Source organism: Streptomyces sp. NBC_00310 (genome assembly GCF_036208085.1).
Lineage (GTDB): Bacteria > Actinomycetota > Actinomycetes > Streptomycetales > Streptomycetaceae > Streptomyces.
In genome coordinates, this window is record NZ_CP130714.1 from 9113529 (window position 1) to 9131664 (window position 18136).

13 protein-coding genes are annotated in these 18136 nt (G+C 72.2%); 11 read left to right on the forward strand and 2 right to left on the reverse strand.

Translation table 11 applies throughout. From position 1 onward, the window contains the following. The first annotated feature begins 101 nt into the window (after nt 1-101). Genes OG202_RS39780 through OG202_RS39795 form a run of 4 tightly spaced genes read left to right on the forward strand, consistent with a single transcriptional unit; the run spans nt 102 to nt 5655 of the window. On the forward strand, nt 102-1394 hold the full coding sequence (locus OG202_RS39780) for a TIGR04053 family radical SAM/SPASM domain-containing protein (RefSeq protein WP_327727008.1): 1293 nt from the start codon (nt 102-104) through the stop codon (nt 1392-1394). Then, nucleotides 1391-4108 carry a multicopper oxidase domain-containing protein gene (locus OG202_RS39785; protein ID WP_328224332.1) on the forward strand — a complete coding sequence of 906 codons (2718 nt, stop codon included), beginning with the start codon at nt 1391-1393 and terminating at the stop codon, nt 4106-4108. Before OG202_RS39780 ends, OG202_RS39785 begins: the two co-directional genes overlap by 4 nt. Continuing rightward, the gene (locus tag OG202_RS39790; protein ID WP_327727006.1) at nt 4108-4554 is read left to right on the forward strand and encodes a hypothetical protein; all 447 of its coding nucleotides are present in this window, start codon (nt 4108-4110) and stop codon (nt 4552-4554) included. Before OG202_RS39785 ends, OG202_RS39790 begins: the two co-directional genes overlap by 1 nt. 48 nt (nt 4555-4602) lie before the next feature. Next, on the forward strand, nt 4603-5655 hold the full coding sequence (locus OG202_RS39795; protein WP_327727005.1) for an Acg family FMN-binding oxidoreductase: 1053 nt from the start codon (nt 4603-4605) through the stop codon (nt 5653-5655). 38 nt (nt 5656-5693) lie between these two features. Here OG202_RS39795 and OG202_RS39800 read toward each other — a convergent pair whose 3' ends face one another. Continuing rightward, nucleotides 5694-6116 carry a pyridoxamine 5'-phosphate oxidase family protein gene (locus OG202_RS39800; protein WP_327727003.1) on the reverse strand — a complete coding sequence of 141 codons (423 nt, stop codon included), beginning with the start codon at nt 6114-6116 and terminating at the stop codon, nt 5694-5696. Between the two features lie 241 nt (nt 6117-6357). Here OG202_RS39800 and OG202_RS39805 point away from each other — a divergent pair, with 241 nt between their 5' ends. From OG202_RS39805 to narI, 6 genes are all read left to right on the forward strand, one after another. After that, nucleotides 6358-7644 carry an MFS transporter gene (locus OG202_RS39805; RefSeq protein ID WP_327732077.1) on the forward strand — a complete coding sequence of 429 codons (1287 nt, stop codon included), beginning with the start codon at nt 6358-6360 and terminating at the stop codon, nt 7642-7644. Between the two features lie 70 nt (nt 7645-7714). Next, the gene (locus tag OG202_RS39810; RefSeq protein ID WP_327727002.1) at nt 7715-8197 is read left to right on the forward strand and encodes a hemerythrin domain-containing protein; all 483 of its coding nucleotides are present in this window, start codon (nt 7715-7717) and stop codon (nt 8195-8197) included. A gap of 148 nt (nt 8198-8345) precedes the next feature. Then, nucleotides 8346-12068 (forward strand): nitrate reductase subunit alpha, encoded by a 3723-nt coding sequence (locus tag OG202_RS39815; RefSeq protein ID WP_328224333.1) that lies wholly within the window; start codon nt 8346-8348, stop codon nt 12066-12068. Further along, nucleotides 12068-13798: a nitrate reductase subunit beta gene (narH, locus tag OG202_RS39820; RefSeq protein ID WP_328224334.1), complete on the forward strand. Its 1731-nt coding sequence runs from the start codon at nt 12068-12070 to the stop codon at nt 13796-13798. Before OG202_RS39815 ends, narH begins: the two co-directional genes overlap by 1 nt. A 5-nt stretch (nt 13799-13803) precedes the next feature. Beyond that, nucleotides 13804-14466, forward strand: coding sequence for a nitrate reductase molybdenum cofactor assembly chaperone (gene narJ / locus OG202_RS39825; protein ID WP_328224335.1), 663 nt, complete (start codon nt 13804-13806; stop codon nt 14464-14466). Further along, a complete protein-coding gene (gene narI / locus OG202_RS39830; protein ID WP_328224337.1) occupies nt 14463-15233 on the forward strand; it encodes a respiratory nitrate reductase subunit gamma in 771 nt (256 codons plus the stop codon). Before narJ ends, narI begins: the two co-directional genes overlap by 4 nt. Nucleotides 15234-15293: 60 nt before the next feature. On the opposite strand, the gene OG202_RS39835 is transcribed toward narI, so the two are convergent. Further along, the gene (locus tag OG202_RS39835) at nt 15294-17033 is read right to left on the reverse strand and encodes a sensor histidine kinase (RefSeq protein WP_328224338.1); all 1740 of its coding nucleotides are present in this window, start codon (nt 17031-17033) and stop codon (nt 15294-15296) included. A gap of 371 nt (nt 17034-17404) precedes the next feature. Between OG202_RS39835 and OG202_RS39840 the strand changes: the two genes are divergently transcribed. Beyond that, the gene (locus OG202_RS39840; protein ID WP_327727000.1) at nt 17405-18130 is read left to right on the forward strand and encodes a DUF5134 domain-containing protein; all 726 of its coding nucleotides are present in this window, start codon (nt 17405-17407) and stop codon (nt 18128-18130) included. Nucleotides 18131-18136 lie beyond the last annotated feature (6 nt).

The window sequence follows — 18136 nt, forward strand, 5'->3', positions numbered from 1 at the left end:
CCGCGCACCGTCCCGACCGGTCACCGTCCGGCCGCCCGCCTCGTCTGCCCTGACTCCAGGGCGGCCGGACGCAGCACCAGGGCGCTGGGACGGGCCGTGCGATGAACACCACCGCCCATGCCATCCGCCACCAGCGGCACAACGCGGGGGAACGGCCCTTCATCGTCATCTGGGAATCGACCAGGGCCTGCCCGCTGGCGTGCCTGCACTGCCGTGCCGAGGCCGCGCCCGACCGCGACCCGCGCGAGCTGGACACCGCCGCCGCGAAGGACCTGCTGCGCCAGGTGGCCGCCTTCGGACAGCCCGCCCCGCTGTTCGTCATCACCGGCGGCGACCCGTTCCAGCGCCCCGACCTCACCGAACTCGTCGCCTACGGCAGGGAGGCGGGCGTCCGGGTCGCGGTGTCCCCGTCCGGCACCCCGACGCTCACCACGCGGCGGCTGCGGGACCTGCACGCGGCGGGCGCGACCGGCCTCTCGCTGAGTCTGGACGGCTCCACCGCCGAGCTGCACGACGACTTCCGCGGGGTGCCCGGGGTGTTCCGCTGGACCCTGGACGCCTGGGACGCGGCGCGTGCCCTCGGCATGAAGGTGCAGATCAACACGACGGTCGCCCGGCACAACCTGCACGACCTTCCCGACATCGTCCGCCTCGTCGCCGATCACGGCGCGATGCTGTGGAGCGCCTTCTTCCTGGTGCCCACCGGCCGTGGCCGCGGCCTCGGCGCCCTGACCTCCGCAGAGGTGGAGGACGTCCTCAACTTCGTCTACGACGTGGGCCTGACCGTGCCCGCCAAGACCACCGAGGCCCACCACTTCCGCCGCGTCGCGCTGCAACGGCAGATCCTCACCGCCACCGGCGACGACCATGCGGCGGTGCTCGGACTGGGCTCCCTGTACCGGGAGTTGCGCGAGCGGACGGCCGAGCTGGGCCTGGACGCCGGGGCGCGCCGGGTGCGGCGACCGCCCCTGGACGTCAACGCGGGCCGCGGTTTCGTCTTCGTCTCCCACACCGGCACCGTGCACCCGAGCGGCTTCCTGCCGCTGGGCGCCGGAAGCGTCCGGGAGACGCCGCTGACGGAGATCTACCGCACCGCGGAGCTGTTCACCGGACTGCGGGACGCCGATCGGCTCGGTGGCCGGTGCGGGCGGTGCGAGTTCCGCCGGGTCTGCGGCGGCTCGCGGTCCCGGGCGTACGGCGTCACCGGCGACCCGTACGCCGAGGAGCCGTGGTGCGGTTACGTCCCCGGCTCCTTCCCGCACCAGCGGGAACTGGCCGTACTGCTGTCCGGCGGTGCCGACGCGGAGAGCAGGCCGGCCCGTGGACACACGGCCGGCGGCGCCTCGAAGCAGAACAGCGGCGAGGGTGCGCCCCAGCGTCAGGGAGCGTCATGACCAACATCGCGGCCGGGCCCACCGGGGCCGGAAACGGGAGCGAGTCCACCGGGGCCGGAAACGGGAGCGAGTCCACCGGGGCCGGAAACGGGGGTGAGCCCACCGGGACCGGAAACGGGGGTGAGCCCGGCATGTACCCGAACAGGTTCAGGGCGTCCGGCGTGAAGGCCCGGCATCTGCGCGCCCACGTCCTGGTCGTGGCGTGGCTGGGCCTGGCCCTGCCGGCGGTCGCGGCGCAGGAGACGCTGCCGGTGGCGCGCTGGCTGGCCGTGCACATGTTCCTCCTCGGTGCCGTCACCACCGCCATCCTGATCTGGAGCGAGCACTTCGCCGTCGCCCTGTCGCACGCGAAGATCCCCGACGCGCGATGGAGCGCCGCGCGGCTCGCCACGGCCAACCTCGCCGTGGCCGGGCTGCTCGCCGGAGTGTGGACCGCACGGTCCGTTCTGACCGCGCTCTCCGCCGTGTTGCTGGTCGCCGCGGCCGCCGCGCACCTGGTGGTGCTGGTCCGCCTGGGGCGGGGCGCGCTCGGCGGGCGGCTCAAGCCGATCGTCTCCTTCTACCGGGCGGCCACGGCTGCCCTGATCGCCGGTGCCGTCCTCGGCTGGATGCTGGCCACCGGCGGGGCCGGCGGGCCCGACCGGTACGCCGGGCTGCGCATGGCCCACATCCACGTCACCTTGCTCGGCTGGATCGGGCTGCCCGTCCTGGGGACCCTGTTCATGCTGTGGCCGACCGTGCTGGGCGTACGGATGAGGGACCGCACCGTGAAGGTGTCCCGCTGGGTGCTGTGGCTCACGGGCAGCGGGCTGCTGGTCGCGGTCGCCGCTCTGGCACTCGGGTGGCGCTGGCCGGCCGTGGCGGGCCTCGCCCTCTACGTCGAGGGAGCGGCCCTCGCCGTCAACCTCCTCGTCCGTACCGTACGCGGCAACCGGCCCGTCTCCGCGGCGGCGGCATGGATGCTCGCCGCGGCCACCTGCTGGCTGCTGATCGCGGTCGCGGCGGATCTCGCCTGGCTGGCCACCCGGCCCCTCGCGGCGGCACGGACCGGGATCGACGCTCTGCTGCCGGTGCTGCTCATCGGCTTCGTCGCCCAGATCCTGATCGGCGCGCTCACCTACCTGCTGCCGGTCGTCCTCAGCAGCGGCCCGAAGGACCGTGCGGCCGTACGGGCGCTGCTCGAACGGGGCTGGCCATGGAGGCTGGCGGTGCTCAACACCGGTGTCGCGCTGGTGGCGCTCCCGCTGCCCGGCCCGGCCGCGACGGCCGGGACGCTGCTGGTCGCGCTGGCCGGGGCCGCGTTCCTCGCCCTCGCGGTGCCGGTGCTCGTCCGCGCCGGTCGGGGTCTCCTGCAGGACGCGGACCACACCGGTGCGGCACGGCGCCCGGCCCTGTGGGGCACCGCCGCGGGCGCCGTCCTGACCGTGCTGGCCGTACTCGTGGCCAACAGCGGCGGGGACACGGGCGGGGGGACGAGCGCCGCCGGGGCGTCGGGTGCGGGCGCCGGGACCACCCGCACGGTCGCCGTCACCCTGGCCGACCTGCGCATCCGCCCGGCCCGGATCGAGGTCGCCGCGGGCACCGTACTGCGGCTGAAGGTCACCAACAACGACGCTCAGCGCCACGATCTCAAGGTCGAGGACGGTCCCGCCACCCCGATGCTGGGCACGGGCGACACCCGCACACTCGACCTCGGGCGGATCACCGGGGACCGCGCGGCATGGTGCACCCTGCCGGGCCACAAGGCGGCCGGGATGACCATGGACATCGTCGTGAAGGAAGGGACGGCGACGAAAGGCGGCGAACACGAGGAACACACCTCGGCCGCCGCCGACGACGCCGGTCCGGACCTCTCCGCGGACTTCTCCACCGGCTGGCAGGCACGCGACGCCGACCTGGCCCCCGCGCCCGGTGGGACGGTCCACCAGGTCGAACTGCACGCCGCGCACACCACGGTCGAAGTGGCTCCGGGCGTGAAGCAGCGGATGTGGACCTTCGGCGGCACCGCACCGGGCCCCACCCTGCACGGCACGGTCGGCGACGTCTTCGAGGTCACCCTCGTCAACGACGACCACGGCATGGGCCACGGCATCGACTTCCACGCCGGCTCCCTCGCCCCCGACAGGCCCATGCGCACGATCCGGCCCGGCGAGCGCCTGGTCTACCGCTTCCGCGTCGAGAAGGCCGGGGCATGGCTGTACCACTGCAGCACCGCCCCGATGCTCCAGCACATCGGCAACGGCATGTACGGCGCCGTCGTCATCGACCCACCCGGCCTCGCGCAGGTGGACCACGCCTACGTGCTGGTCTCCTCCGAGCTCTACCTCGGCACCCCGGGCAGCACCGCCCAGGTGACGAAGATGCGCGACGGCACCCCGGACGCCTGGGTGTTCAACGGCGTCGCCGACCAGTACGCCCGGCAGCCCCTGAAGGTGAGGGCCGGAGAGCGGGCCCGCTTCTGGGTGGTCGCCGCCGGACCCGGCGACGGCATCGCCTTCCACATCGTCGGCACCGTCTTCGACACCGTGTACAAGGAGGGCGCCCACCTGCTCGAGCCCGGTGATCCGGGCGGCGCGCAGGTGCTGGACCTGGCGCCGGCACAGGGCGGCTTCGTCGAGACGACGTTCCCCGAGGCCGGCCACTACACCTTCGTCGACCACGACATGCGCCACGCCGAATCCGGGGCGCACGGCATGGTGGAGGTGAGCGACTGATGGACACCGTCGGCTGGTGGTCCCTGGTGCGGTTCGCGCACGTCGCCGGCGCCGCCCTGTGGGTCGGCGGCCAGCTGGCCCTCTCCCTGGTCGTCCTGCCGCTGGCCCGCCGGCTGCTCGCCCCGGAGGCCAAGGACGGCTTCACCGCCGTGGCCGGCCGCCGGTTCGGGATGCTGACCGGAGCGGTGTTCCTCCCCGTGCAGCTGGCCACCGGCTGGGCCATGGCCTGGCACAGGGGCGTCACCTGGGCCTCCCTCGCCGAACCCGGCTACGGCCGCACCCTCGCGGCCAAACTCGCCCTCTTCGTCGTGGTGATGCTCGCCGCGGCCGGCCACGGCATCGCCCACGCCAGGGGCCGCGCCGACCTGGCCCGCGCCCTGGCGGTCGTCTCCCTCGTCGGCTCACTCGGCGTGGTGCTGCTGGCCACGGCCCTGCCCGCCACCTGACACGTGGCCACACCACAGAAGTGGCCACATCCCAGAAAGGGAGGCATCATGCGCGCCCAAGTCCTGCCGGACGCAGCCACCGTGGAGTCGCTCCTGGCGGCGGCCGTAGCGGCCCCGTCGATCCACAACACGCAGCCCTGGCGGTTCCGCCTGGATCGCGACAGCCAGGTGCTGGAGGTCCATTCGGAGCCGGCGCGAACGCTGCCGCTGGCCGACCCGATGCACCGCGCCCAGTATCTGTCGGTGGGCGCGGCGCTCTTCAACCTCCGGCTCGCCGCCGTCCACCGGGGCTGGCGTCCCGAGGTGAGACTGCTTCCGGACCCGCACGTCCCCGGACTGCTGGCCGCGGTGCGGCTGACCGGTCCACTCACCGCGGACGACCAGCCCTGCGACCCCGGCCTCCATGAGGCCATCGCGCGGCGGCACACGAGCCGGATGCCTTTCACCGGCCGACCGGTGCCGGAGCCGATCGTGGCGGAGATGGCGGCAGCGGCGCGTGCCGGGGGAGCGCGGCTGCACGTTCCGGACATCGCCGGAACACGGCGGCTGCTGCGTCTGACCGCCGCGGCCGAGGCACGTCACCACGCCCACCCGGGCCGCACGGCCGAAACCCTCGCCTGGATCAACCCCCCAGGAGCAGGCGCCCCCTACGGCATACCCGTCACCGCCCTCGGCCCCCCGGACGCGGCCGGGCGGATGCCGATGCGGGACTTCACCGGCGCGCTGCCCGCTCTCCGCCGGCCCGCCCTGTGGTTCGAACGCCACGTCCAACTGGCCCTGCTGTGGACGTCCCACGACCGGCGGGAGGACTGGCTGCGAGCCGGCCAGGCCCTGCAGTACGTCCTCCTCACGGCGACCGCCCGCGGCCTGCGCACCTCACTCCTGCACCAGGCCATGGAATGGCCCGACCTGCGGACGGCGATGGCTCTCCCGCGACCCAGGCGGTGCCATCCGCACGTACTGATCCGCTTCGGGTACGGCCCGGAGGGCGCCGGCACCCCGCGGGGACCCGGGATCGTCGCCGAGGCCGCGAGCAGTGCCCGGAACCCGGGCGACCCCCGCACCGCGAACAGCGGGCGGGTGCGCGGCGTCCGGTGGTAGTACGGCGGGCGGTTCCACGGCACGCGGAGGGCTGTGCCTCACCGCGTGCCGAGCGCTCCCCCGAGCTCGCGTCCGGTGACCATCTCGGACTCGATCCGAACGAACACCGCGTCCCGCAGGGGCATCCAGGAGAGGGGGCCGGCCTGCGACAGCCGTTCCTGCTCGGCGGGATCGGTCACCACGGTGGCCCGTCCGGTGACGACCACGCTCCAGCCGGACCGGGTCGCCGCGTCGAAGTCGTCGGCCTCGAAGGCGACCACGACGCCGTCGACGGCGCGCAGGAGGTCCGCGCCCGGCGAGGTGCACAGCAGGACGGAGGCGTCCGTGTCCAGGGAGAAGTTGACGGGGAGGACCGCGGGCAGCGCCTGCCGGGTGTAGACCACGCGGCCGACCGGCACCTTGGCGAGCAGCCGCAGGCACTCCTGCCGGTCGAGTGGGCGAAAGGCGTCGTTCTGGAACATCAGTCCATCCTCCAGGCGCTCGACGTGAGGGGGTAGGGCCGACCGGCCCTACCCCCTCACCGGGACGGCCGGGCCCGGACCCGGGACCGTCCGGCCGTGGGGAGGGACTGATGGCCCCTGACTCCGGTGGGTACTGGCGCGGACAGTGGTGACGGGACGCCGTTCCGCAGGCAAGGGGCCCGCGGTGTGCGTGCGATCCCGGTGGCCCCGTACCACCATGAAGAGGAAAGGGACGGACAACATGGTCCAGCCGTCGAAGTCGAAGAGCGGCAGCTCACCCTCGGGCGCGCCGGTGCCGGGCCGGGCGTGGCTGATGCTGGCCCTGGCCACGGTCGGGTTCGCCGTGAACTTCTGGGCGTGGGCGCTGCTCAGCCCGCTCGGCCCCCGGTTCAAGGACGGCCTCGACCTGTCGTCGTTCGAGCAGTCGCTGCTGGTGGCGGTGCCGGTCGTGGTCGGTTCCCTGGGCCGGATCCCGGTGGGTGCGCTGACCGACCGGTTCGGCGGGCGGGTGATGTTCCCGATCGTGTCGGCGGCCACCATCGTGCCGGTGCTCTACCTCGGCCTGGCCGGGCACTCCTCCCTCGCCGCGCTGCTGGTCGGCGGATTCTTCCTCGGCATCGGCGGCACGGCCTTCGCCGTCGGTGTGCCGCTCGTCAACGCGTGGTTCCCGCCCGAGCGGCGTGGGCTGGCCATCGGCGTCTTCGGCGCCGGCATGGGCGGCACCGCGATCAGCGCCCTGACCACGGTGAAGCTGGTCGACGCGGGCAGCATGTCCACCCCCTTCCTGATCACCGCCGCGGTCCTCGCGGTGTACGCCGTGGCCGCCGCGCTGCTGCTGCGCGACGCACCCGGCCGCACCGTGCCCACCGAGCCGCTGGCCCGCCGACTGGCCGCCACCGTCCGGCTGCCCATCACCCGGCAGGCATCCGCGCTGTACGCGGTCGCGTTCGGCGGCTATGTCGCCTTCTCCGTCTACCTGCCCACCTACCTCAAGACCGGCTACGGTCTCAGCCAGGCCGACGCGGCGAACCGCATGGCCGGCTTCGTGCTCCTCGCGGTGGCGATGCGCCCGATGGGCGGCTGGCTGTCCGACCGGCTCGGCCCGGTCCGCGTGCTGGCCGGCTCGCTGGCCGTGGTCGTGGCCGGTGCCGTGACCCAGTCGTTCACCCTGGCCCTGGCGCCGGTGGGCACCATCGCCTTCCTGGCCATGGCCGCCGCGCTCGGCGCCGGCAGCGGAGCGACCTTCGCCCTGGTGGCCCTGCGCACCCCGGCCGACCAGGTCGGCTCGGTCACCGGCGTGGTCGGCGCCGCGGGCGGCCTGGGCGGGTTCCTGCCGCCGTTGGTGATGGGCTCGCTGTACGGGGCGTACGAGTCGTACGCGATCGGCCTCGCCCTGCTCGCGGTCGTGGCCGCCGTGGCGCTGGGCTTCACCCTCACCACCGTGCGCGCGTCCGCCGAAGGCGGGGAGCGAAAGCCCCGCACCGGTAGCCGGAGCGGGCACGGCACCACCGCCGGCACCACCGCGTAGGGAACATGCACGGGACCGACGGGACCAAGGATCACGGGACCGACGGGGACCAAGGACAGGGAGCAGACCGGTGTGCGAGTACTGCGGCTGCCAGTCCCTGGCGTCGATCGACGAGCTGACCCGGGAGCACGACGAGGTCGTCCGCCTGATCAGCCATCTCCGCCCCGCTCACCAGGCCGGTGACGTGGCCCGGATGGCGCAGGTCGCCCGCGAGATCCGGGCCGTGCTCGGCCCGCACACCCAGGTGGAGGAGCACGGGCTGTTCCCCGCGATGGCCCGGGACTTCCCCGGGCAGATCGCCTCCCTGGAGGCCGAGCACCGCCGCGTCGAGGCCGTCCTGGTGGAGGCCGCCGACGGCGTCACGCCCTCGGATCCGGCCTGGCCGGACCGGCTGGTGGCGGCGATGGCCATGCTGCGCGACCACATCCTCAAGGAACAGGACGGGGTCTTCCCGGCCGCCCTCGCGAGCCTCGGCACCGAGGACTGGGAGGCGGTCGAGGCCGAACGCCTGAGGGCGTGCGGACCCAGGCAGGGGCGCGTGGAGCCCACGTGACCACGCCCGCACGCAGACGATCTCCACCGGGCCATGTACGGGTTGTGGTGTGGCTGTTGACCCTCCGGGGGACAGCGGTCGTAAAGTCGTGTGCGGCCAGAACCGATCACAATTCGAACGGGCAACGGCGCCCGGAGCGGGGTGCACGGTGAGCACGGAGACCAGCCGGCAACGGACGCGGACGGGCCTGGACGGCGAGTTGGCGGAGGCGCTGGTGCGCAGCCGCCGCTTCTTCACCAAGGCGGAGGTCTCCGACGACCTGCGCACCCTGCACCGCGAGGGCGGCCGGCAGGCGGACGACTTCTACCGCGACCGCTGGTCGCACGACAAGGTGGTGCGCTCCACCCACGGCGTGAACTGCACCGGCTCCTGCTCGTGGAAGGTGTACGTCAAGGACGGCATCATCACCTGGGAGGCCCAGCAGACCGACTACCCCTCGGTGGGCCCGGACCGCCCCGAGTACGAGCCGCGCGGCTGCCCGCGCGGCGCCGCCTTCTCCTGGTACACGTACTCCCCGACCAGGGTCCGGTACCCCTATGTGCGCGGCGTCCTGCTGCAGATGTACCGCGAGGCGAAGGCCCGTCTGGGTGACCCGGTGGCAGCCTGGGCGGACATCGTCTCCGACCCCGAACGTGCCCGCCGCTACAAGCGGGCGCGCGGCAAGGGCGGCCTTGTGCGCGCGAGTTGGGACGAGGCGGTGGAGATGGTCGCCGCCGCGCACGTGCACACGATCAAGGAGTACGGGCCGGACCGGCTGGCCGGGTTCTCGCCGATCCCGGCGATGTCGATGGTCTCGCACGCGGCCGGTGCCCGCTTCTACTCGCTGCTCGGCGGGGCGATGCTGTCGTTCTACGACTGGTACGCCGACCTGCCGGTGGCCTCGCCGCAGGTGTTCGGCGACCAGACCGATGTGCCGGAGTCGGGGGACTGGTGGGACGCCGGCTATCTGATCATGTGGGGCTCCAATCTGCCGGTGACGCGGACCCCGGACGCGCACTGGATGGCGGAGGCCCGCTATCGGGGTCAGAAGGTCGTCGCGGTCTCCCCGGACTACGCCGACAACGTGAAGTTCGCCGACGAGTGGCTCGCGGCCCAGCCCGGCACCGACGGGGCACTGGCGATGGCGATGGGGCACGTGGTCCTCAAGGAGTTCTTCGTCGACCGGGCCACGCCGTACTTCACCGACTACGTCAAGAAGTACACGGACCTGCCCTTCCTGGTCGCCCTCGACGAGGCCGAGGGCGAGCCGGGCACCTACACGCCCGGGAAGTTCCTGACCGCCGCCGATCTCGGTGGCGAGGCGGCCGAGGCCGAGCACGCGGAGTTCCGGACCGTGCTCCTGGACGCGGCGACCGGGCAGCCGGTGGTGCCGAACGGCACGCTCGGCGACCGCTACGGCGAGGCCGGCGTCGGCAAGTGGAACCTGGACCTCGGCGACATGCGGCCCGCGCTGTCCGCCGAAGGCGGCGACGAGGCGCCGGTCGCCGTCGACCTGCCGCGCTTCGACGCTCCCGACGGCGGCGCGGGGCGGCTGCGGCGCGGGGTGCCGGTGCGCCGGGTGGCCGGGCGTCTGGTGACGACGGTGTACGACCTGCTGCTGGCCCAGTACGGGGTGGCCCGTGACGGCCTGCCCGGCCGGTGGCCGTCCTCGTACGAGGACGCGGCAGAGCCGTACACCCCGGCCTGGCAGGCGGCGATCACCGGTGTGGACGCGGGGAAGGCGGCGCGTATCGCCCGCGAGTTCGCGGCCAACGCCGAGGAGTCCGGCGGCCGTTCGATGATCATCATGGGGGCGGGCACCAACCACTGGTTCCACTCGGACACGATCTACCGCGCGTTCCTGACGTTGACGACGCTGACCGGCTGCCAGGGTGTCAACGGCGGTGGCTGGGCGCACTACGTCGGTCAGGAGAAGGTCCGTCCGATCACCGGCTATTCGGCGATCGCGACGGCCGCCGACTGGAACCGGCCGGCCCGGCTGATGATCCAGACCGCGTACTGGTATCTGCACAGCGATCAGTTCCGCTACGACCCCTTCTCCGCCGACACCCTCGCGGCGGCGGGACAGGGAGGCCCGTTCGCGGGGAAGGCCACCGCCGATGTGATCGCGCAGTCCGCGCGGATGGGCTGGATGCCGTCGTATCCGACCTTCGACCGCAACCCGCTGGACCTGGCCGACGAGGCCGAGGCCGCGGGCCGCGACGTGGGTGCGCACGTGGTGGAGGAACTGAAGTCGGGGCGGCTGGGGTTCGCGGGTGAGGACCCGGACGCCCCGGAGAACTTCCCCCGCGTCCTGACCGTGTGGCGGGCCAATCTGCTGGGGTCCTCGGCGAAGGGCAACGAGTACTTTCTCAAGCATCTGCTCGGCACCGACTCCTCCGTCCGGGCCACGCAGGCGCCGCCGGATGCCCGTCCGACGGATGTGGTGTGGCGGGAGGAGGCCCCCGAGGGCAAGCTCGATCTGCTGCTGACGCTGGACTTCAGGATGACCAGCACGACCGTGTTCTCCGACGTCGTGCTGCCGGCCGCGACCTGGTACGAGAAGCACGACCTGTCGAGCACCGACATGCACCCCTTCGTGCACGCCTTCAACCCGGCGATCGCCCCGCCGTGGCAGACCCGGACCGACTGGGACGCCTTCCACACCCTCGCCGAGGAGTTCAGCCGCCAGGCCGCCGACCACCTCGGCGTCCGCAAGGACGTCGTGGCCGCACCGCTGCTGCACGACACTCCCGACGAAATGGCCAACCCGCACGGCCGGGTCCGTGACTGGAAGGCGGGCGAGTGCGAGCCCGTTCCGGGCCGCACCATGCCGAAGCTGGTGACGGTCGAACGCGACTACGGCGCCGTCGCCGAGAAGATGGGTGCTCTCGGCCCGCTGCTGGACAGGCTGGGCGCCACCACCAAGGGTGTCACCTTCCACGTGGACAAGGAACTGGACTACCTGCGCCACAAGAACGGCGTCGTGCGCGGCGGAGCGGCCGACGGGCGCCCGTCGATCGCGCGTGACACACAGGCGTGCGAGGCGATCCTGGCCCTGTCCGGCACCACCAACGGACACCTGGCCACGCAGGGCTTCCACACCCTGGAAACCCGCACCGGCAGGCCACTCGCCGACCTGGCGGCCGAGCACGAGGGCAAGCGGATCACCTTCGCCGACACCCAGGCCGCCCCGGTGCCGGTCATCACCTCTCCGGAGTGGTCCGGCTCGGAGACCGGCGGGCGCCGCTACTCGCCGTTCACCGTCAACGTCGAGCGCCTCAAGCCCTGGCACACCCTCACCGGCCGCCAGCACTTCTACCTCGACCACGACTGGATCACCGCGCTCGGCGAGCAACTGCCCGTCTACCGTCCCCCGTTGAACATGGACGCCCTGTTCGGTGAGCCGCGCGTGGGGGACGTCGGGGAGCTGGGTGTGACCGTGCGCTATCTGACCCCGCACAACAAGTGGTCCATCCACTCCGAGTACCAGGACAACCTGTTCATGCTCTCCCTCTCCAGGGGCGGCCCGACGATCTGGATGAGCACGCAGGACGCGGCCAAGGTCGGAGTGCGGGACAACGACTGGGTCGAGGCCGTCAACCGCAACGGCGTGGTCGCCGCCCGCGCGGTCGTCTCCCACCGCATGCCGGAGGGCACCGTCTACATGCACCACGCCCAGGACCGGCTCATCGACGTGCCCCGCACCGAGACGAGCGGCCGACGCGGCGGCATCCACAACTCCCTGACCCGCCTGCTGATCAAACCCAGCCACCTCATCGGCGGCTACGCCCAGCTCTCCTACGCCTTCAACTACCTCGGCCCGACCGGCAACCAGCGCGACGAGGTCACCGTCATCCGCCGCCGCGCCGACCAGGAGGTGACGTACTGATGCCCCATGGCGAAGCCACCATCGGACGGGTGATGGCCCAGATGGCGATGGTGATGAACCTCGACAAGTGCATCGGCTGCCACACCTGCTCGGTCACCTGCAAACAGGCGTGGACCAACCGCACCGGCGTCGAGTACGTGTGGTTCAACAACGTCGAGACCCGCCCCGGCCAGGGCTACCCCCGCCGCTACGAGGACCAGGACACCTGGAAGGGCGGCTGGGAGCTGAACAAGAAGGGCCGCCTCGCGCTGAAGGCGGGCGGCAGGTTCAAGAAGCTGATCCAGATCTTCTCCAACCCCGTGCTGCCGTCCCTCGACGACTACTACGAGCCCTGGACGTACGACTACGAGACGCTGACCAACGCCCCGCTGCAGGACCACACCCCGGTCGCCCGCCCCAAGTCCCTCATCACGGGCAAGGACATGAAAATCGGCTGGTCGGCGAACTGGGACGACGACCTCGGCGGCTCGGCCGCGACCAGCGAGAAGGACGTGCTGCTGAACGAGGTCTCGGAGAAGATCAAGTTCGAGTTCGAGCAGACGTTCATGTTCTACCTGCCCCGGATCTGCGAGCACTGCCTCAACCCGTCCTGCGCGGCCTCCTGCCCCTCCGGCGCGATCTACAAGCGGGAGGAGGACGGCATCGTCCTGGTCGACCAGGACCGCTGCCGGGGCTGGCGGATGTGCGTCACGGGCTGCCCGTACAAGAAGGTGTACTTCAACCACCGCACCGGCAAGGCCGAGAAGTGCACCTTCTGCTTCCCGCGGGTGGAGGTCGGACTGCCCACAGTGTGCTCCGAGACGTGTGTCGGCCGGCTGCGCTACATCGGCCTCGTCCTCTACGACGCCGACCGTGTCCTGGAAGCCGCGTCCACGCCCGACGAGAAGGGTCTGTACGAGGCCCAGCGGCAGGTCTTCCTGGACCCGCACGACCCCCGGGTGATCGCCGAGGCGGAGAAGGCGGGCATCCCGCGGGACTGGGTCGAGGCCGCCCAGCGCTCCCCGGTCCATTCTCTGATCAACACCTTCAAGGTGGCGCTGCCGCTGCACCCGGAATACCGGACGATGCCCATGGTCTGGTACATCCCGCCGCTGTCCCCGGTGGTCGACGCGGTCCGCGACACCGGCCGGGACGCCGAGGACCATCACAACCTGTTCGCCGCCGTCGAGTCCCTGCGTATCCCCGTCGACTACCTCGCCCAGCTGTTCACCGCGGGCGATCCGCAGCCGGTGGACGCGGTGTTGCGCCGCCTGGGAGCCATGCGCTCGTACATGCGCGACATCAACCTCGGCCGCGAGCCGGACGACGCCATCCCCGAGTCCGTCGGCATGAGCGGCGAGCAGATCTACGACATGTACCGGCTGCTGGCCCTGGCCAAGTACGACGAGCGCTACGTCATCCCGCCCGCCCACGCCGAACAGGCCCACAAGCTGGAGGAGTTGGCCACCGAGTGCAGCCTGGACTACGAGGGCGGCCCCGGCATGGGCGGCTCGGGCCCCTTCGGTGAGACCTCCGGCGGCGCCGCCCCGATCGCCGTGGAGAACTTCCACGCCCTGCGCGACCGCCAGACCTCCGACACCCCCGCCACGCCGGGAGACAAGGCCACCCGGGTCAACCTTCTCAACTGGGACGGCAAGGGCTCACCACCCGGCCTGTTCCCCGACAACCCACCCGGCAGCGGAACCGGTGCCGGCGCAGACCGGGACGGGGAGGCCGAGCCGAAGCCGTGAAAGCCATGAAGTGGAAGAGCACGCGCCCCGCCCGGACCGAGTCCTGGCATCCCCTCGCCTGGCAGGCACAGTCCTTGCTGCTCGCCTACCCCGACGAGCGGTTCTCGCAGAGCCTGGCCCTGGCCGGCCGGGTCGCCGGCGTCCTTCCCGACTCCGTCGCCCGCCCCCTGCTCCGTTTCACCGCCCATGCCGAGCGGAGCGCCCCGGCCGACCTGGCCGCCGCCTACGTGGCCACCTTCGACCACCGCAAACGCTGCTGCCCGTACCTGACCTACTACGCGTACGGCGACACCAGGAAGCGCGGCGTCGGCCTGCTGCGGTTGAAGCAGACCTACGCGGCGGCCGGCTGGCGCCTGGGCGACGACGAACTGCCCGACCACCTCGCCGTCGTCCTCGAATTCGCCGCCACCGACCCGGCCACCGGAGTACGCCTGCTCACCGAACACCGCGCCGGCCTGGAACTGCTGCGCCTGGCCCTGAACGACGACGACTCGCCCTGGTCCCACGTCCTGGACTCCGTCTCCGCCACCCTGCCCGCCCTCGCCGGCGACGACCGCGACGCCGTCCTGCGCCTCGCCGCCCAGGGGCCACCCGAGGAGCAGGTCGGCCTCGACCCGTACGCGTCCCCGGTGTTCCTGCCCGATCCCGTCGTAGGAGGTCCCCGATGACCGCGCCCGCGCAGCCCCTCACCCTGGCGGCGGAGGCAGGCACCGGTGGCATCCTGCTGTGGGTCGTGCTGCCGTACGTCGTCCTCGCGGTGTTCGTCCTCGGCCACGTCTGGCGCTACCGCTACGACAAGTTCGGCTGGACCACCCGCTCCTCCCAGCTGTACGAGAGGCGGCTGCTGCGCATCGGCAGCCCGCTGTTCCACTTCGGGATCCTGGTCGTGCTCCTCGGCCACATCGGCGGCCTGGTCATCCCGGAGAGCTGGACCGAAGCGGTCGGTATCAGCGAGGACACCTACCACGTCTCGGCCGTCGTCCTCGGGACGATCGCGGGCGTCGCCACCGTGGGCGGACTGGCCATCCTGGTCTACCGGCGCCGTACCGTCGGGCCCGTGTTCTCGGCCACCACCCGCAACGACAAGGCCATGTACGTCTCCCTGACGGTGACCATCGCCCTGGGCCTGGCCGCCACGGTGGCCGCGAACATCGTGGGCGGCGGCTACAACTACCGGGAGACGATCTCCCCCTGGTTCCGCTCCATCTTCTTCTTCCAGCCGGACCCCGCCCTGATGAGCGAGGCGCCGTTGCTGTTCCGGCTCCACGCGCTCAGCGCCCTGCTGCTGTTCGCGTTCTGGCCCTTCACCCGGCTGGTCCACATGCTCACCGCGCCGCTGGGCTATCTGACCCGCCCGTACATCGTCTACCGCAGCCGCGACACCCGGCTCGGCGCTCGTGCCCCGCGTCGCGGCTGGGAACGCACGGGGTCCTGAGCGGCGGGTCCACCGACCCGCCGGCAGGTTCGGGGCAGGGGCACCCGTGTCCCAGGAACGTCAGGCCTGTGCCTGTGCGGGCAGCGGCACCGTCCAATCCACGAGGGCGCCGGTGGGCTGGTTCGGGGTGAGGGTGAAGCTGCCGCCGAGGTCGGTGGCGCGCCGGCGGAGGTTGTCCAGGCCGCTGCGCCGGGTGACGGCCGGGTCGATGCCGGTTCCGTTGTCGGCGACGCGCAGCCGCAGCCGGCTGCCGTCCGTCTCGGCGGTGACCTCGACAGCGGTGGCGTGCGCGTGCCGGGCCGCGTTGGAGAGTGTCTCCCGCAGCACGGCGAGGAGGTGCTCGGCATGGCCGGCGGGTACGTCGGTGTCGAGCAGTCCGGTCATGCGCAGGGCGGGAGCGAAGCCCAGCACGGCGGCGGCCTGGTCGGTCTCGGCCAGAAGCTTCGCGCGCAGCCCGCCTCGGCTGTCGGTGCGGTCGCGCTCGTGCAGCGCGTAGATCGTGCCCCGTACCGTCTTGATGGTGTCGTCGAGGTCGTCGACGACACGCTGCACACGCTCGGCCACCTGGGGCCGGTCGGAGACGCGGCCGAGTACCGAGTTGAGGGTCAGTCCGGAGGCGAACAGCCGCTGGATGGCCAGGTCGTGCAGGTCGCGGGCGATGCGGTCGCGGTCGCTCAGCACCACCAGGTGTTCGGCCTCGCGCCGGTGCTCGGCGATCTCCAGCGCGAGTGCGGCCTGGTCCGCGAAACCGCTGATCATGCTCATGGTGGCGTCCGAGAAATCGGCCCCGCCGACCCGGTTGGCGACCTGCAGGACCCCGCGGACGTCCTCGCGACCTCCCAGCGGGAGCAGGAACCCCGGCCCCAGGTCGATCTGCGCCGCGGAGCCGCCTCCCGCCTGCGGCTCGTCGGACAGCGCACCGCTGGTGATCCGCTCGTTGGAGTGGTAGACCTTCGCGGCCAGTGTGGTGGCAGCCAGCACCAGCCCCTGCACCTGCTCGGCGCCCTCGCCGTCGGCCGCCTCGATCACCAGCTCGTCGCCGCCGTCGAACGGCACCGCCAGCGTCACCAGATCGGCGCCGGACAGCTCCCTGACCGTCGCGGCGACCTTGTACAGCACCCGGTCCGGGTCGGTACCGGACAACAGGCTGCGGGTCAGTTCGCTGCTCGCCGAGAGCCACCGCTCCCTGCGGCGTGTGTCCTCGTACAGCCGGGCGTTGTCGATCGCGACGCCCGCCGCGGCCGCGAGGGTGCGCAGTACCGCCTCGTCATCGTCGTCGAACTCCGCCCCGCCGCGCTTGTCGGTCAGGTACAGATTTCCGAAGACCTGGTCGCGCACCCGCACCGGCGCGCCCAGGAACGTCGTCATCGGCGGATGGCCCTCGGGGAAGCCCACCGAGTCGGGATGCCGGCCCAGGTCGGCCAGCCGCAGCGGCTCCGGCTCCTTGATCAGCAGCCCCAGAATGCCCTGGCCATCGGGATAGTGACCGATGGTGCGGATGGTGTCCTCGTCCATGCCGACCGTGATGAACTGCCGGATCTTCCCTTCCTCGCCCACCACGCCCAGGGCCCCGTACCGGGCGTCCACCAGGGTGACCGCGGACTCGGTGATCCGCCGCAGCACGACGTCGAGATCCAGATCGGTGCCGATGGCGAGGACCGCGTCCAGCAGCGTGTGCACCCGGTCCCGGGCCGCGCGGACCTGCTCCACCTGTGCCTGCAGGCCCTCCAGCAGCTCATCCAGCCGCAACTGGGGCGCCATCGGGCGGCCTTTGCGCCCCTGTGCTGGACTCTCCGACATTTCCGCTCCCTCTGGAAAAGGTGCCGCTGGCACCTCCTCATCATGCCCGAACGGTCCTGTCGGCATCCGAACGCCTGTAGTAAATGGCCACCCCGGATCCTATGGGCCCATGCCGCCACCTGCTCCCGCCCCGGCCTCCCGTAGCGCCTTCCCGTAGCCGGGCCACGGCGTCCGGGGTGTCGAGGGAGACGTGCGCGGCGGCAGCGCCTGCGGGGGAGACGCGGAACGGGCAGGGCCGGTCAGGACCGCTGGTCCGTTCGGTGACGCCCTGGGCTCTGAGTCGAATCGGCGACCGCTACGTACTAAGCAGGTACGTAGTAGTGGTCGATGATCGGTGAGCCGGAATCTCCGGGTCCCGTGAAGGGGGCGACGTGACAGGACACCTTCTTGGCTGGACGCTGGTGGTGCTGGGAGCGGGCGTGGCCGTCGGGAACCTCGTCCGGATGGCGCTGGTCAGCGGGTGGGCCCGGTACGAGGCTGGGGCCGAGGCCGTCATGGGCGCGGGAATGGCCGTGATGGCGGCGCCCGCGACGGCGGTCCTCTACGGCATGTACGGCATGTGGTGGGCGGCGGTGTTCGCACTGCTCTGTCTCGGGGGCGTGGCCCTGTCCGTACGACATGCCATCCGGGGCGGAGGTGTACGGCAGCTGCGGCACGGCGCCCACCTCGTGATCGGCAGTGCCGCCATGGTGCTGATGACCCTGGCCATGCCCGGCGCCGCATCGGGGCCCGTGCTCGCCTTGGCCGGCTCCTCAGGGCACGGGCACGGGCAGGGAGCCATGGAGGGGATGGAGGGGGCGGGGGCCATGAGTGCCCATGGGGTGACCGAAGCCGCCGCCTCCTCGGGCTCGGCGTTCCTGTGGCGCGCGGCCTTCTGGGCGCTGGCCGCCTACTTCCTGCTCTTCATGGCTCTGGCCGTGCGTGCCCGCCTGCGCGACTCGGGCGGATCATCACCGACCGCGATGGCCGTTCGCAGGGCACGCCACCGCCGGGTGTCCCGTGGAACAGCAGTGATCTCCGTGCCGAACGCTCGTCTGGCCGGGCACGTCGGCATGGGCGGGTCGATGGCGACGATGCTTCTGATGATGACCACGTGACCGCGG